At 66.2% G+C, this 13,321-nt stretch carries 12 protein-coding genes and 1 pseudogene; 7 read left to right on the top strand and 6 right to left on the bottom strand.

Features of this window, described 5'->3' with window-relative positions:
* From H3H36_RS09620 to H3H36_RS09610, 3 genes and pseudogenes are all read left to right on the top strand, one after another.
* A pseudogene (locus H3H36_RS09620) lies at positions 1-427 on the top strand (TonB-dependent receptor); the annotation flags it as partial.
* Positions 428-620: 193 nt separating this feature from the next.
* Positions 621-1,082 carry a DUF2844 domain-containing protein gene (locus tag H3H36_RS09615; protein ID WP_182216706.1) on the top strand — a complete coding sequence of 154 codons (462 nt, stop codon included), beginning with the start codon at positions 621-623 and terminating at the stop codon, positions 1,080-1,082.
* A 9-nt stretch (positions 1,083-1,091) separates the two neighbouring features.
* On the top strand, positions 1,092-2,864 hold the full coding sequence (locus H3H36_RS09610) for a DUF3443 domain-containing protein (RefSeq protein ID WP_229219828.1): 1,773 nt from the start codon (positions 1,092-1,094) through the stop codon (positions 2,862-2,864).
* Positions 2,865-2,916: 52 nt separating this feature from the next.
* On the opposite strand, the gene H3H36_RS09605 is transcribed toward H3H36_RS09610, so the two are convergent.
* Both H3H36_RS09605 and H3H36_RS09600 read right to left on the bottom strand, forming a co-directional pair.
* A complete protein-coding gene (locus H3H36_RS09605) occupies positions 2,917-4,308 on the bottom strand; it encodes a DUF4785 domain-containing protein (RefSeq protein ID WP_182216704.1) in 1,392 nt (463 codons plus the stop codon).
* Positions 4,309-4,327: 19 nt separating this feature from the next.
* Positions 4,328-5,197 (bottom strand): hypothetical protein, encoded by an 870-nt coding sequence (locus H3H36_RS09600; RefSeq protein WP_182216702.1) that lies wholly within the window; start codon positions 5,195-5,197, stop codon positions 4,328-4,330.
* Positions 5,198-5,471: 274 nt separating this feature from the next.
* On the opposite strand from H3H36_RS09600, the gene H3H36_RS09595 reads away from it, so the two are divergent.
* Both H3H36_RS09595 and H3H36_RS09590 read left to right on the top strand, forming a co-directional pair.
* Positions 5,472-7,601: a bifunctional 2',3'-cyclic-nucleotide 2'-phosphodiesterase/3'-nucleotidase gene (locus H3H36_RS09595; protein ID WP_182216700.1), complete on the top strand. Its 2,130-nt coding sequence runs from the start codon at positions 5,472-5,474 to the stop codon at positions 7,599-7,601.
* A gap of 85 nt (positions 7,602-7,686) precedes the next feature.
* The gene (locus tag H3H36_RS09590; protein ID WP_182216698.1) at positions 7,687-8,451 is read left to right on the top strand and encodes a tetratricopeptide repeat protein; all 765 of its coding nucleotides are present in this window, start codon (positions 7,687-7,689) and stop codon (positions 8,449-8,451) included.
* 73 nt (positions 8,452-8,524) lie between these two features.
* On the opposite strand, the gene H3H36_RS09585 is transcribed toward H3H36_RS09590, so the two are convergent.
* The gene (locus tag H3H36_RS09585; RefSeq protein WP_182216695.1) at positions 8,525-8,938 is read right to left on the bottom strand and encodes an SRPBCC domain-containing protein; all 414 of its coding nucleotides are present in this window, start codon (positions 8,936-8,938) and stop codon (positions 8,525-8,527) included.
* Between the two features lie 227 nt (positions 8,939-9,165).
* Here H3H36_RS09585 and H3H36_RS09580 point away from each other — a divergent pair, with 227 nt between their 5' ends.
* Positions 9,166-9,693, top strand: coding sequence for a glycoside hydrolase family 73 protein (locus H3H36_RS09580; RefSeq protein WP_182216693.1), 528 nt, complete (start codon positions 9,166-9,168; stop codon positions 9,691-9,693).
* Positions 9,690-10,028, top strand: a complete 339-nt coding sequence (locus H3H36_RS09575) for a hypothetical protein (protein WP_182216690.1) — start codon at positions 9,690-9,692, stop codon at positions 10,026-10,028. The genes H3H36_RS09580 and H3H36_RS09575 overlap by 4 nt, the downstream gene beginning before the upstream one ends.
* 102 nt (positions 10,029-10,130) lie before the next feature.
* On the opposite strand, the gene coaD is transcribed toward H3H36_RS09575, so the two are convergent.
* From coaD to H3H36_RS09560, 3 genes are read right to left on the bottom strand one after another with little or no spacing between them, the layout of a single operon-like run.
* Positions 10,131-11,270, bottom strand: a complete 1,140-nt coding sequence (gene coaD / locus H3H36_RS09570; protein ID WP_182216688.1) for a pantetheine-phosphate adenylyltransferase — start codon at positions 11,268-11,270, stop codon at positions 10,131-10,133.
* Between the two features lie 56 nt (positions 11,271-11,326).
* Complete coding sequence (locus H3H36_RS09565) at positions 11,327-12,661, bottom strand: ATP-binding protein (RefSeq protein WP_182216686.1); 1,335 nt, start codon at positions 12,659-12,661, stop codon at positions 11,327-11,329.
* On the bottom strand, positions 12,658-13,317 hold the full coding sequence (locus H3H36_RS09560; RefSeq protein ID WP_182152158.1) for a response regulator: 660 nt from the start codon (positions 13,315-13,317) through the stop codon (positions 12,658-12,660). Before H3H36_RS09560 ends, H3H36_RS09565 begins: the two co-directional genes overlap by 4 nt.
* Between the last annotated feature and the right edge of the window lie 4 nt (positions 13,318-13,321).

Raw genomic sequence — 13,321 nt, 5'->3', positions numbered from 1 at the left:
AGTGACGGGCATCCACGCCCCCGCCTCGCTCAAGGGTTATGAGGACGTGCTGCTGTCCGAGCGCGAGCGCCTGTTCATCGAACAGGGCGGCCCGCGCTCCAAGTTCACGCTGGGCTTCGACTACGTGACCGGCGCGCTGGACACGGACCTGAAAGTGATCCACTACGGCCCGCAGACGCTGGGCACCTTCGACGGCACGGCCGCCGGCGTGCCCAACGCCCACTACGAAGCCAAGACCTCGGCCGACCTGGCGTTCACCTACACCATCAACAAGAACACCAAGTTCACCTTCGGCGGCACCAACATCTTCAACGTCAAGCCGACCGCGCAAGATCCGAACGAAACCGACAACGGCTTCAAGTACGACAGCGTGCAGTTCGGCCTGAACGGCGCTTCCTACTTCGGCCGCCTGTGGGTCAAGTTCTAAGCTGAACCGCGAACGGCCCCAAAATCGGGGACGGACTCCTATTTTCCCGCCAGGGAAAATAGGAGTCCGTCCCCGATTTTTTTAGTAACATTTGCTTACATCTTCCTAACTCAAGGCAACACCGGGCCGTCATACACTCGGCGCATGTCGGGGTCGTGTCGTACCCCGGCCCCCTGGAATACCTGGAGTTCTCATGCGCCGTACCCTGCTACCTTTATTCCTGTCGCTGTGGCCATTGCTGGCCTGCGGCTACGCCTACGCCGCCCTGGGCGGGGCCCCTTCCCATTTCGGCGCCACGCCAGCCCGGCTCACGGCGCGCAGCCTGGCCGCCGCCGGCGCGCCCGCCGCCTGGACCGTGAGCACCACCACCCTCGATAGCGGCACCGTGGTGCGCGAATACGTGAACCCGGCCGGCGCCGTGTTCGCCGTCAGCTGGAACGGCCCCTTCCTGCCCGACCTGCGCACCCTGCTGGGCCAGCATTTCGGCACCATGACGGGCGCCGCCGCCCAGCGGCCCAAGGCCGGCCACTCGCAACTGGCGGTCGAGCGGCCCGACGTGGTGATCATTGCGAACGGCCACATGCGCGCCTTCAGCGGCCGCGCCTGGATACCGGGCGAACTGCCCGCCGGTTTCAGCCCCGACAGCATCGAATAAGGAAGCGCGATGACGACACCAACGAGTCCACTGGTGCGCGCGCTGTCGTGGCGCGCGCGCGCCGCCGCCATGCTGGCCGCCGCCGGCTGCGCCCTGGCGCTGGCCGCCTGCGGTGGCGGGGGCGGCGGCACCAGCGCCGCGCCGGTCACGCCCACGCCCACGCCCGCCCCCACGCCGGCCGTGGTCAGCATCAGCGCCTCGCCCAGCACCGTCACGCTGGGCCAGGTGGTCAGCGTGACGTGGAGCGCCACCAACACCACCAGCAACGACTGCACCGCGTCCGGCGCGTGGAGCGGCACCCTGCCCACCAGCGGCACGGACGCCGTCACGCCATCGGCCGTGGGCACGGCCAGCTACACCATCACCTGCAGCGGCGTATCCAACACCACCAATGTGACGGTCAACCCGGCGCCGCTGCAGCCGACGGTGAGCCTGGCGCTCACCCCGGCCAGCGTGAGCAGCGGCCAGAGCGCGCAGCTGAACTGGTCGGCCACCAACGCCACGGCCTGCACGGCCAGTGGCGCCTGGAGCGGCAGCAAGGCCACCAGCGGCGCCGTGGCCGTGGCGCCCACGGCGGCGGGCACGTATCAATACGCGCTCAGTTGCAGCGGCGACGGCGGCAGCGCCACCGGCAGCGCCACCCTCACCGTGGCCGCCGGCTCCGGCGGCAACAACAGCACCGCGCTGCTGATCGATAACGGCCCGGCCGGCGCCGGCGGCGCCATCAACATCCCCTATGTGAACGTGACCGTCTGCCGTCCCGGCACCAGCGTGTGCCAGACCATCGACCACGTGCTGGTCGACACGGGCTCCTACGGCCTGCGCCTGCTGGCGCCGCTCGATCCCGCGCTGGCGCTGCCGCAGGTGACGACGGCGTCCGGCGCCAGCGCGGGCGAATGCAGCAAATTCGTCAGCGGTTACACATGGGGCGCCGTGCGCCAGGCCGATGTCAAGCTGGGGGACGAGACGGCGTCCGGCATCTCGATCCAGGTGATCGGCGACAGCGCGGCCAGCTTCGCCACCGTGCCCGCCGATTGCACCAGCAGCGGCAACAACCTGGGCACGCTGTCGGCGCTGGGCGCCAAGGGCATCCTGGGCGTGGGCCTGTTCAAGCAGGACTGCGGCGCCGGCTGCACGCGCTCCACGGCCGGCGGCATGTACTACGCGTGCACGCCGGCCGGCTGCACGGCCAGCACCATGGCGCTGGCGCGCCAGGTGAGCAACCCGGTGGCCTCGTTCGCCGCCAATAACAACGGCGTGCTGCTGGTGCTGCCGGCCGTGAGCGCGAACGGCGCCACCTCGATCAACGGCACCCTCGTGTTCGGTGTGGGCACCCAGGCCAACAACGCCATCAGCGGCGAGAGCATCTACCGCGCCGACAGCAGCACGGGGGACTTCAACACGACGTACAAGGGCAAGACCTACAGCGCCAGCTTCATCGACAGCGGCTCGAACGCCTACTTCTTCGCCGACACCAGCATCCCCGGCTGCACCACCAGCAGCGGCTTCTACTGCCCGCTGGGCACCTTGAGCCTGACGGCGACCAACGCCTCGTACGACGGCAGCAACGCCGGCGCCGTCAGCTTCATCGTGGTCAACATGGACGGCCTGTCGAACAGCATCACGGCCGCCTCCATCGGCGGCACGGTCGACAACCGCGGCAGCGTCTCGATCAGCAATGGCTTCGACTGGGGCCTGCCGTTCTTCTACGGCCGCCGCGTGTTCGTCGTGTTCGAAGGCAGCAGCGCCACGGCGGGCAACGGACCTTACTGGGCCTACTGAGTGTGTCACGTCCCCAATTGAAATCGGGGACGTAACACAACCACGTGCGCCGTTAGCGGCTGGCGCCCGTCTGCGCGTCCGGCGCGCGCTTCACGCGTGGCGCCGCCTGCGCCAGCGTGCCCGCGCGCGCGGCGCGGCCGCCGGCCCGCACCACCTCATCCTCGCTGAGCACCAGCGCACGCTGCTGGTGCTGCAACACGCCCATGCGCCCCTGGTCCAGCAGGAACAGGTCACGCAGCTCGAACGGGCCGCTGGCGCCGGCGATCAACTCCGGTGCGAACGTCAGCGCGATGTTGCCGCCGCCCGCTTCCAGCCACTGCGCCGCATCGGCCACACCGAGCGGCGCCAGCGCGCCGTTGACGGTCCCGTACAGCAGGCCGCGCACTTCATAGCGTCCAGCCGCCGCCGTCTGCACGCCCACGTCCAGGCGCACGCCGCCAGCGCCGTCCACCAGCGTCACATTGCGGTCCAGCTTCGCCACCGGCATGGCCACCGGGAACGCCAGCCGCAGCGAGCGTTGCACGGCCTGCCCCTGGACCGTCGCCTGCGCTTCGGCGCGCACTTCCCACAGGCCGGGCGCGGGCGCTTCGTTGGCGTCCAGCGCCAGGGTGGCGCGCAGGCGCCCGCCCGCGCCGGGCTGGAAGGTGACGGGGAACTGGCGTCCGGCCGGCGACACCACCACGCCCGTCAGCTTGCTCACGGGATGACGGGTGGGCGCGTTGGCGTCGCCTTCGCGCAAATCGGCCTGCAGCGTCAAGGTCTGGCCGTGCAGGTAGTGCGTGGCGCCGGCCTGCATGGTCAGCGTGTAGGGGCTGTCCGGTTCGACCACGTTGACCAGGTAGCGCTGCTGGCCCGACACGCCGTCCGCGCTCAGCTTGAACGTGCCCTTGCCCAGCGATGGGTGCAGCCGGAATGCGGAGGTGCCGGGCGCGAACGGCAGCTCGGCCTTGATCAGCTTATCGTCCGTCACCAGTTGCTCCATGCCGGCGCCCGCTTCGTAGCGCTTGCCGGCGCTGTCGGTCAGCGTCATCGACAGCGGATGGATGGCCAGCGCTTCGCGCGGGCTGGCCGCGTCCAGCGCCTGCACCCGCACCAGCGCGCGCGGCGAGGTGGTATGCAGCGGCACGCCGGCCGCCAGTTGGGCGCCCGTCACGCTGACGTAGGACTGGCGGCTTTGCGCCAGGTGCGGCGCGGGCAGCGGCGCCACGGCGTCGGTGGAGGCCCAGCTCAAGGCCACCGCCTCATGCGATGGCTGGGGCGCGCCGGCCAGCGAGGGCGCGGCGGCGGCGGTGGTGGGCGCCAGCACGGCCGCTGGCGACAAATCGCCCGCCTGTTCGGGCAGCAGTTCGCGCGGCGCGGCGCCGGCGCTGCCACTGGCGGCGGCCACGGCGGCCAGGGCCGACAGGTTCAGCAGGATGGTTTTCAGTTTCTTGGTGCGGTTCATATGGTGGTTTCCTCGGCGTTCACAGGTCGTTGCGCAGGATGACGTCCAGGCCGAAGCACTGGCGCCGGCTCTGGTTGTGCGACAGCGTCTCGGCGCCATCGGTGCGGTCCTTGTCGGAGAACCAGTGGCTGCCGGCCCCCTGCTGGCTGGTGCAGTTGAGGAAGCCATCGGAGCAGCTGTCGAGCCAGGCCTGGGTGATCTCCAGCCCCAGGTTCAGCGTGTAGCCGCCGCAGTAGCTGTCGCTGGCGAACGGGTTGCTGTGCACGTCCGTGCCCACCACGTTGTAGAAGCCCTTGGGCAGGGCCGGCCGGCCCGGCGTGCCATACAGCCAGGCCGCGTTGTAGCTGGCCATCCAGCTGGTCTGCTGCTGGCGCACGGCGTCCGTCTGGTAGCCCAGCAGCCAGCCGACGGCGTTCTCAAAGATGTTGCCGCTGATGGCCGCATCGGCCAGCGGCGTGCCCAGCGACGAGGGCGCCAGCGCGTTGGCCCAGCGGATGGCGTTGATGATGGTGGGGTAGCGGCTGTCCTGCGTGGGGTTGGACATCATCCAGCGCAGCACGTTGCCGCCGTTCGAGTGCGTCTCCACCACCAGGTCGGTGATGTTGTTGTTGACGATGAAGGGATACAGCTGGTCGGCCAGGCAGCCCACGGCGGGCGCCGTCCACATGTACTGGTCGAAATCGCAGTTGATCACGACGTACAGGTTGGGGTTGGGCAGCCCCTGGCGCACCGAGTTGATCATGTCCCAGGTCCAGTAGTTGGTGGCGGCGTCGGTCTGGTGTCCGGTGCCGTGCACAAACGCGACGCCCGTGTTGCCGGCCATCGCCGGCAGCGCCGCCGTCAGCGCCAGCGCGCTGCCCAGGGCAGCCCATCGCTTCGATAATTTCATGCCTTTGTCTCCATTATTGGCTTGTTATAGGAAAGGCGCGCTGCCATGCGCGCCGGCGGGCTGGCCCCGGAACGCAGCGACCAGACTAAGCAAGGTACGGGCGCCGGTATTGATCGAACATGACAGGAGCATTGTTAAATCGCGCCAACGAGCAGGCCCCGCGAGCCACAGCCCGGCGCGCCGGATTGTGTCTTGCAAGTGAGTTTTGCCACTGTCATCACCTTGTCATTTCGGCTAGTTAAAGTCGCCAGCTTTCTATCCCTGCGAGGTAACGATGAAAACGAATCTGGTCCTGTTGGCTGCCCTGACCGCAGCCGGTTTGGTGGCATGCGGCGGCTCCTCGACGCCGGACAACAGCGCCACCTCCCCCGTCGGCCCCACCGTCCCGGCGATCCCGGACGGCACCACCGTCACCCTGGCGCTGCTGGAGACAACCGACCTGCACTCGAACGTGATGAGCTACAACTACTACGCGCTGGCCGACGACACCAGCCTGGGCCTGGAGCGCACCTCCACCCTGGTGCAGGCCGCGCGCGCGGAAAACCCCAACAACGTGCTGCTCGACGATGGCGACGTCATTCAAGGCACGCTGCTGGCCGACCTGCAGGCCGTGGCCAAGCCCGTGGCCTGCTCCGACACGCTGGCCATCCACAAGGCCATGAACGCCCTCAAGTACGACGGCGGCGGCATGGGCAACCACGAATTCAACTACGGCCTGCCGTTCCTGAGCCAGATCACCAACACCGACTTCGGCATCCCCGGCGTGAGCAAGCCGGCCGGCAACTGCGGCGCGCCCACCTTCCCGCTGGTGCTGACCAACGTGACGGGCGTGACCAGCCAGAAGCCCATCCTGCCGCCGTATGCCCTGCTGCCGCGCGACTTCGCAGCCGTGGCGCCGGACGGCAGCAAGCTGACCGTCAAGCTGAACATCGGCATCATGAGCTTCGTGCCACCGCAAATCCTGGAATGGGACCAGAAGAACCTGGCCGGCAAAGTGGCCGTGACGGGCGTGCAGGAAGCGGCCAAGCAGTACCTGCCGGAACTGCGCAACAAGGGCGCCGACCTGGTGGTGGCCCTGTCGCACGGTGGCCTCGACACCAGCCCCTACAGCCCGAAAATGGAAAACGGCAGCTACCACCTGAGCACCACCGGCATCGACGCGCTGATGATCGGCCACTCGCACCTGGTTTTCCCCAAGGGTAAAGAGACGGGCGCGCCGGCGCTGGACGCCTCGTTCGCCGCCATTCCCGCCAGCGCCAACGTCGATGCCATCAACGGCTTCGTGAACGGCGTGCCAACCGTGATGGCGCAGAGCTGGGGCCGTCGCCTGGGCATCATCAAGATGACGCTGGCCCGCCAGGGTGGCAAATGGGTGGTGCAGCCCACCAAGACGACGGTCGAATCGCGCGGCTTCAAGTACACCGATGGCAGCACCGTGGTGAAAGCCGATCCGGCCATCGCGCCGCTGGTGGCGGCCGAACACGCGGCCACCATCGCCTACGCCAAGCAGCCGCTGGGCGTGGCGACCGACTTCGAAATGTCGGCCTACTTCGCACTGGCCGGCGACGTGAGCGCGATCCAGCTGGTGAACCAGGCGCAGATCGACTACGTGAAAAAATTCATCGCCGCCAGCACCGACGCCACCATCGCCAGCTACAAGAACATCCCCGTGATCTCGTGCAGCGCGCCGTTCAAGGCGGGCCGCAACGGCGCCTCCGACTTCACCGACGTGGCGCCGGGCGCCAGCGCGGCCGCGCCGGTGGGCCTGCAAGTGCGCAATCCGGGCGACCTTTACCTGTACAGCAATAACAACCTGCAGGCCGTGAAGATCAAGGGTTCCGACCTGAAGGCATGGCTGGAGACGGCCGCCAGGCAGTTTGGCCAGATCGATCCCGCCAAGACCACGGAACAGGACCTGGTACCGAGCTACGGCACCATCTACAACTACGACGTGTTCTACGCCGAGAACAACGCCCTCACCTACCAGATCGACGTGACCAAGCCGGTGGGCAGCCGCATCGCCAACCTGACGTACATGGGCAAGGCGGTGGCCGACACCGATGACTTCATCGTCGCCACCAACGACTACCGCGCCGGCGGCGGCGGCAACGTGCCCGGCATCGACGGCAGCAAGACCATCATCAAGTCGCCGGACGCGAACCAGGCCGTGGTCAGCAACTACCTGATCGCGCAAGGCCAGGCTGGCGGCAAGGTCACGCTGGCCAACAACGGCAGTGCGCGCAGCTGGAGTTTTGTGAAGGTGACGACGGCCGGTCCGGTGATCCTGCGTTCGGCGCCGGGCCACCTGGCGCTGGCGCAAAGCAGCGGCATCAAGAACATCGTGGCGGAAGGCGCGCAGGATGCGAACGGCTTCGCCAAGTATGCGGTGGACTTGAGCAAGTAAGCAACCCGCGCATCGACCAGAGTCAGACCCTCGCGCCCGCGCGAGCGGTCTGGCTCTTCGTTCAACGACGAATACTGAACCAGCCATGAACCACCACACCCGCAAGGCAAACGGCGGCCGCGCCGCTTACCTGTCCCTGTCCACGCTGGCGCTGACGCTGGCGCTGTCGGCGTGCCAGCTGAGCAAACCCGTGCCGGCAGCGGCGCAGATCGAGAGCATGTCCATGCGCGCCGCCCAGCAAGGCGACGTGGTGGCCGAAAGCCGCTTGCGCGATTGGGCGCAACGGCAGGTGCCCGTGGCCCAGCGCGAACTGGGGCTGCTGTACCTGGCGCGCCCGGACCAGCGCGCCGAAGCGCAGCGCCTGTTCATGCAGGCCGCCCGCGCGGGCGATACGGAAGCGGCGTTCCAATTGGCGCAGATGCTGCGCAACGGCGCGCCCGGCATCGCGGCCGCGCCGGATCAGGCGATTCCATGGTATCGGCAAGCGGCACAGCAAAAGCACGCCCGGGCGGCGCTGATGCTCGGGATGCTGTTCAATAACGGCGAAGGGGTCGGCGCGGATCAGGCGCAAGGCGCCCGGTGGCTGAGCGTGTCCAGCGACCTGGGGAACGCGCACGCCATGTTCCTGCTGTCGAACGCGTACCGCGAGGGCCGTGGCGTGGAGCGGAATGAAGCGCACGCCCGCCAGTTACTGGAGGAAGCGGCTGAACATGAATACCCGCCCGCCATTCAGGAACTGGCGATGGCGGTACAAACGGGCGATGCGCTCAGCGCCAGGGACGAACTACGCGCCGCCCACCTGCTCAAGGAGGCGGCCGAGCATCGGCATAACAACTGGAACCGCTTCTGAGCACCGCCATATGGCCCGCGCGATTCGCCGCGGCGGGCAACGTGACTGATAACAGGCGAAACGGGCCGGCAGCTTAATTGTCGTGTTGAACGTAACGCGCGAAGTTCTGCAATATCATGAGCGACAGTTGTTGCTCATCTGCGATGGAGTCTTCCGACTCGGCATTAAACACGACAGTGACGCCCACATTCTCCCCCAACCTCTCGAACTGCACGGAAGCCGTGCGGTCACCAAGCGAGAGCTCCAGCAGACTGTGAGGAACCAGCTTTGTAATTGTTCCTTCGAAATTTGAACCGGGGTCCTCCCCCTGAGACTTCATGCGCAGATGAAATTTCCCTCCCTCGCGCAAATTGACAGTGCATTCTGTCGCCTGTGACTCGTCGGACAGCGCGCTCCACCGCTTGATGTCGGCAGGCGTGGTGAATGCGTCCCAGACCGTGGCGACGGGGGCGGTGATAATCACTTCGGTCGTGATAGAGGTATCCATGATTTTCCCCATTTATTGCTCAATCAATAATTAAGCCACTGTACATGACTTCGGGGGCGTAAAAATACGTGCTTTGTAACGCACGCGCCTGCCAGGTCCTGCTCACCTCAGCCATCCGGTTACGCCGCCCCCCGCGTCATGTCATTCCTTCTGTGCCCCGTCAACGTCAGCAATTCGCGTCGATGCGATGCTGATCCAGGCCAGCAAAACTGGAATGGAGATCAATCATGTCAAGGCACGGACACACGCTTGCTCAAACGCACACGCATACCCGCTACCCCAAGCGACAGCCAGCTTACGTCGCCCACTTTGTAGCGCTACACGTCTACGACGCGAAAATTGTCGCTGCTCGTACTGGCATCCCAGCCGAAGTCGTACTTGCGCAGTCCGCGCTTGAAAGCAATTGGGGCAGAACGGTCAAGGGCAACGCTTACTTTGGGATAAAGGGCAAATCCGCATCAGGACGGTCGACGAAATTTTCCACACATGAGGTCACGCTATCCGGAAAACGAATCAGCGAAATCGATGAATTTCGTGCCTACAAGGGCTATGGTGAGGCGGCCGCCGATTACGCATCTCTGATACAGAAGAAATATCCGACCGCTTTGGCCTCTCGCAGCGATCCAGAAAAATTCGCCGAGACCGTTGCCAGGCATGGCTATGCGACCGACCCGTTGTATGCAAAGAAGTTAAAGTCAATCATTCGTTCGCACATCGCGCCACTGCTTAACGACAAGCAATTGAATATGCCATGAAGCCATTTCACTGGTTGCCTGCACTTGTTCTTTTTGTGTCGACAGTGGCATTTGCCGGACAAGTAAGAACCGCTGATGAAGCAACAAGGCTCGCCGCAGAAGCCATACACAAGTTCGCCTTAACGACGGTGAAAGATGAATGCGGAACCATCGTCGCGATTGAGAAGTCGTCCTACTTCGAAATCACTGTGCGCGAACGGCACACGCAAAACTGCGGCGGCACACCTGAAACCGGGCCACGTCTGTTTAACGTGCGAGTACGAAAGCAAGATGGTCGCCTGACCAGCGACGTTTACGATGGAACGACCTACAAGCCGGTCGATCACAAGCCGTAAGCTGCAAGCCGGGAGTCGCTGCCATCGATGAGGAAATACTGTTTATCGAGTTGGTCGAAGTGGCGATAGCTATACAGGCGGCGCTTGGCACAGCAGTCCACCTCAGCCCCCAAGTTGCCTCAATTCCCGCGTCATATTCTCGATCGCCCGCTCATTGTACTGGTCGGCGAAATACGCATTGCCGAACAAGCGCCCCTGCTCCGCCTTGCGCCGCAGATGGGCCAGCGCGCCGCCGCGCTGTTCGCGGTATTTCGCCTCCGTCAGGTGGATGTATTCCTGGCGGATGCCGCGCGCATAGTTCTGGTACACCTCCTCGTCCTGCCCCAGGATGGCCAGGTCCACGCTGAGCATGATGTCCTTCAGACGATGCTCGATGGCCGCTTCCTGGAAGTGGTCGGTGGCCCGTATCAGTTCGGCCGCGTCGCCCATGTCGTGACACAGGCTGCTGCCCAGCCATAGCTGCACGCTCGCTTCCTCGTTCGACACGTCGCCATGCACGGCGCCATATTCGGCGTCATGGAACCAGAACGCCTGCTTGATGATGTCCACATCGCGCGGGTCGGGCTGGGTGTTGGCGGCCCACACGCGGATCTCGCACAGGCCATGCACCAGGTGGTCCAGGTTGTGATAGTGGCGCGCAGGACCGCCGTAGGCCGTGCTGCCCGTCAGGCGCACGAACCACTGGTCGGCGTGCGCGATGGACGGCGCGTCCGCGTGCGCGTAGTCCCACAGCGCCTCCCACTCCTTGCGCAACCAGCTCAGCACCCAGGCGTGGTAGGCCGGACCGGGCACGAATTTTTTCATGATCCAGTTCCAGCCTATCGGCCCTTCCAGCGCCTTGACGAAACTGGAACTGACGGAGCCGAGGTCGCGCGGCGGCATCACGAAGATGGTCTTGGCGCCTTGCAGCACGTCGACGTTGGTTTGCTGGATCAGGTTTTCGTAGTCGAAATCGGCGGTGGTGCGGATGCCGCGGATCAGGCAGTCGGCGCCGTGCTTCTTGGCCGCGCGCGCCGTGTAGTCGCCCTTGACGATCACCACCTGCACGTTGTCCCAGCCCTGCTCGGCGCAGCTCAGGGCGATGATGCTCTTGCGCTCCTCGGCGGTGAACTTGGGCTTCTTGGCCGGATTCTCGGACAGGAACACCACCACCTCGTCCGCCAGCGAACGCGCTTCGCCGATCACCCACATGTGGCCGTTGGTGATCGGGTCCAGGGTCCCGGAAAATCCGATTTTCTTCATTCGCCGCTCCGCCGCATGTCGCGTATCAAAAGCGACATTCTAGCCGGAGCGGCAACTCAGGCCGCAGGAAATTCTATCCGCACCCGCAACCCGCCCAGGCGCTCGGACTGTTCCAGCGCCAGCGTGGCGCCGTGCCGTTCGGCGATGGCCTTGATGATGGCCAGCCCCAGGCCACTGCCACCGGCGCTGGCGCCGGGCACGCGGTAGAAGCGGTCAAATACGCGCTCGCGTTCCTCGGGCGAGATGCCGGGGCCACTGTCGTCCACGCACAACGTGACGGCGCCGTTGCCGGCGCGCCGCAGTTCCACGTCCACCGTGCCACCGGCCGGGGTGTACTTGATGGCGTTGTCCACCAGGTTACGCAGCAGGATGACCAGCGCGTCCGGATGGCCCGCCACGCTCACCTGGTCCGCGTGGTGCAGGCCCAGGTCGATCTGGCGCGCCTGCGCCAGGCCGGCCACGTCGCCCAGCGTGCGGCGCGCCAGTTCCGTCAGGTCCAGTGGCGCCAGCTTGCTGTCGTCCGCTTCCTGGCGCGCCAGCACCAGCAATTGTTCCACCAGGCGCGTGGCCCGTTCGATGCCGGCCGTGAGCCGGCCCACGGCCACGGCGCGGGCGCTGTCGTCGGCGGCCCGCTCCAGGCTCAGGACCTGCAGCTTGAGCGCGGCCAGCGGTGAGCGCAGTTCATGCGCGGCATCGGCCACGAAGTGCTGCTGGGCGTCGAACGCCGTCTTCACGCGGCCAAACAGCAGGTTCAGTTCCTGCACCAGCGGCCGCACTTCGTCCGGCAGGTCGGCGTCGGACACGGGCGACAAATCGTCGGCCCGGCGCGCCGCCACTTGCCGCCGCACCCGCGCCACCGGCGCCAGCGAGCCGCTCACTACCCACCACACCACCAGCATCAGCATCGGCGCCATGACGGCGATCGGCCCCACCGTGCGCAGCGCCAGCGTGCCGGCCATGCGCTGGCGCACGGCCATGTCCTGCGCCACCTGCACCGTCTGGTTGCTGGTGGCCACGGAGAAGATGCGGTAGGTGGTGCCGTTGGCGCGTACGTTGGAAAAGCCCAGCACGGCGCGCTGCGGCAGGTCGGCGTGCGACTGGGAGCGGAACAGCTGCACGCCGTCCGGGGTCCACACCTGCACCACCAGGTCGTCGTTGTCGGGATCGTTGTTGGGCGCACCGACGCTGTTGGCCAGCGGTGCGCTCGATCGCAGCGACAGCGCCATCTGCTGCATGTGGTAGTCGAAGATCTGGTCGGCGTCGTACAGCGCGCTGCGGTAGGCGATCATGGCCTGGGCCACGGCCGCCATGGTGATGGCCGCCAGCAGGAACCACAGCAGGCGGCCGCGCAGCGAGTGCGTGACGGGGACGCGCGGCACTTTCACCTTCATTCCTTGGGCACCATGTAACCGAGGCCGCGCACGTTCTGTATCAGTTCGCTGCCCAGTTTCTTGCGCAAGCCGTGGATGTAGACTTCCACCGCGTTGCTGTTGACTTCATCCTTCCAGCTGTACAGCTTTTCCTCCAGCTGGTGGCGCGACAGCACGATGCCGGGGCGGGCGATCAAGGCTTCCAGCACGGCCCATTCGCGGGCCGACAGGTTCACCAGTTTGCCTTCCACCGTCACTTCGCGCGTTTGCGGGTTGACCGTCACGCCCTTGTGCTCGAACACGGGTTCGGCCCGGCCGGCCGAACGGCGCAGCAGCGCGCGGATGCGGGCCAGCAGCTCGTCCAGGTCGTAGGGCTTGAGCACGTAGTCGTCGGCACCGGCGTCCAGGCCGGCGATGCGCTGTTCCTTGGCGTCGCGCGCCGTGGCCACCAGCACCGGCGTGAGCTCCTTGCGCGCGCGCATGGAGCGCAGCACTTCCAGGCCATCCTTGCGCGGCAGGCCCAGGTCCAGCAGCACCAGGTCGTAGGTCTGGGTTTGCAGGGCCGTGTCGGCCATGTCGCCATCCTTGACCCAGTCGACGGCGTAGTGCTCGGCCCGCAGCAGGTCGAGCACCACTTCGCCGATCATCGTGTCGTCTTCCACCAGCAGAAGCCGCATGTTT

This window comes from Rugamonas fusca (assembly GCF_014042365.1).
Taxonomy (GTDB): domain Bacteria; phylum Pseudomonadota; class Gammaproteobacteria; order Burkholderiales; family Burkholderiaceae_D; genus Rugamonas; species Rugamonas fusca.
Note: the sequence above shows the minus strand (reverse complement) of the source record. Positions and strands in the feature narration are given on the sequence as shown.

Coding starts and splice junctions, on each gene's coding strand:
- H3H36_RS09615 (WP_182216706.1), top strand. CDS start 621: ATGCGCCGTACCCTGCTACCTTTATTCCTGTCGCTGTGGCCATTGCTG.
- H3H36_RS09610 (WP_229219828.1), top strand. CDS start 1,092: ATGACGACACCAACGAGTCCACTGGTGCGCGCGCTGTCGTGGCGCGCG.
- H3H36_RS09605 (WP_182216704.1), bottom strand. CDS start 4,308: ATGAACCGCACCAAGAAACTGAAAACCATCCTGCTGAACCTGTCGGCC.
- H3H36_RS09600 (WP_182216702.1), bottom strand. CDS start 5,197: ATGAAATTATCGAAGCGATGGGCTGCCCTGGGCAGCGCGCTGGCGCTG.
- H3H36_RS09595 (WP_182216700.1), top strand. CDS start 5,472: ATGAAAACGAATCTGGTCCTGTTGGCTGCCCTGACCGCAGCCGGTTTG.
- H3H36_RS09590 (WP_182216698.1), top strand. CDS start 7,687: ATGAACCACCACACCCGCAAGGCAAACGGCGGCCGCGCCGCTTACCTG.
- H3H36_RS09585 (WP_182216695.1), bottom strand. CDS start 8,938: ATGGATACCTCTATCACGACCGAAGTGATTATCACCGCCCCCGTCGCC.
- H3H36_RS09580 (WP_182216693.1), top strand. CDS start 9,166: ATGTCAAGGCACGGACACACGCTTGCTCAAACGCACACGCATACCCGC.
- H3H36_RS09575 (WP_182216690.1), top strand. CDS start 9,690: ATGAAGCCATTTCACTGGTTGCCTGCACTTGTTCTTTTTGTGTCGACA.
- coaD (WP_182216688.1), bottom strand. CDS start 11,270: ATGAAGAAAATCGGATTTTCCGGGACCCTGGACCCGATCACCAACGGC.
- H3H36_RS09565 (WP_182216686.1), bottom strand. CDS start 12,661: ATGAAGGTGAAAGTGCCGCGCGTCCCCGTCACGCACTCGCTGCGCGGC.
- H3H36_RS09560 (WP_182152158.1), bottom strand. CDS start 13,317: ATGCGGCTTCTGCTGGTGGAAGACGACACGATGATCGGCGAAGTGGTG.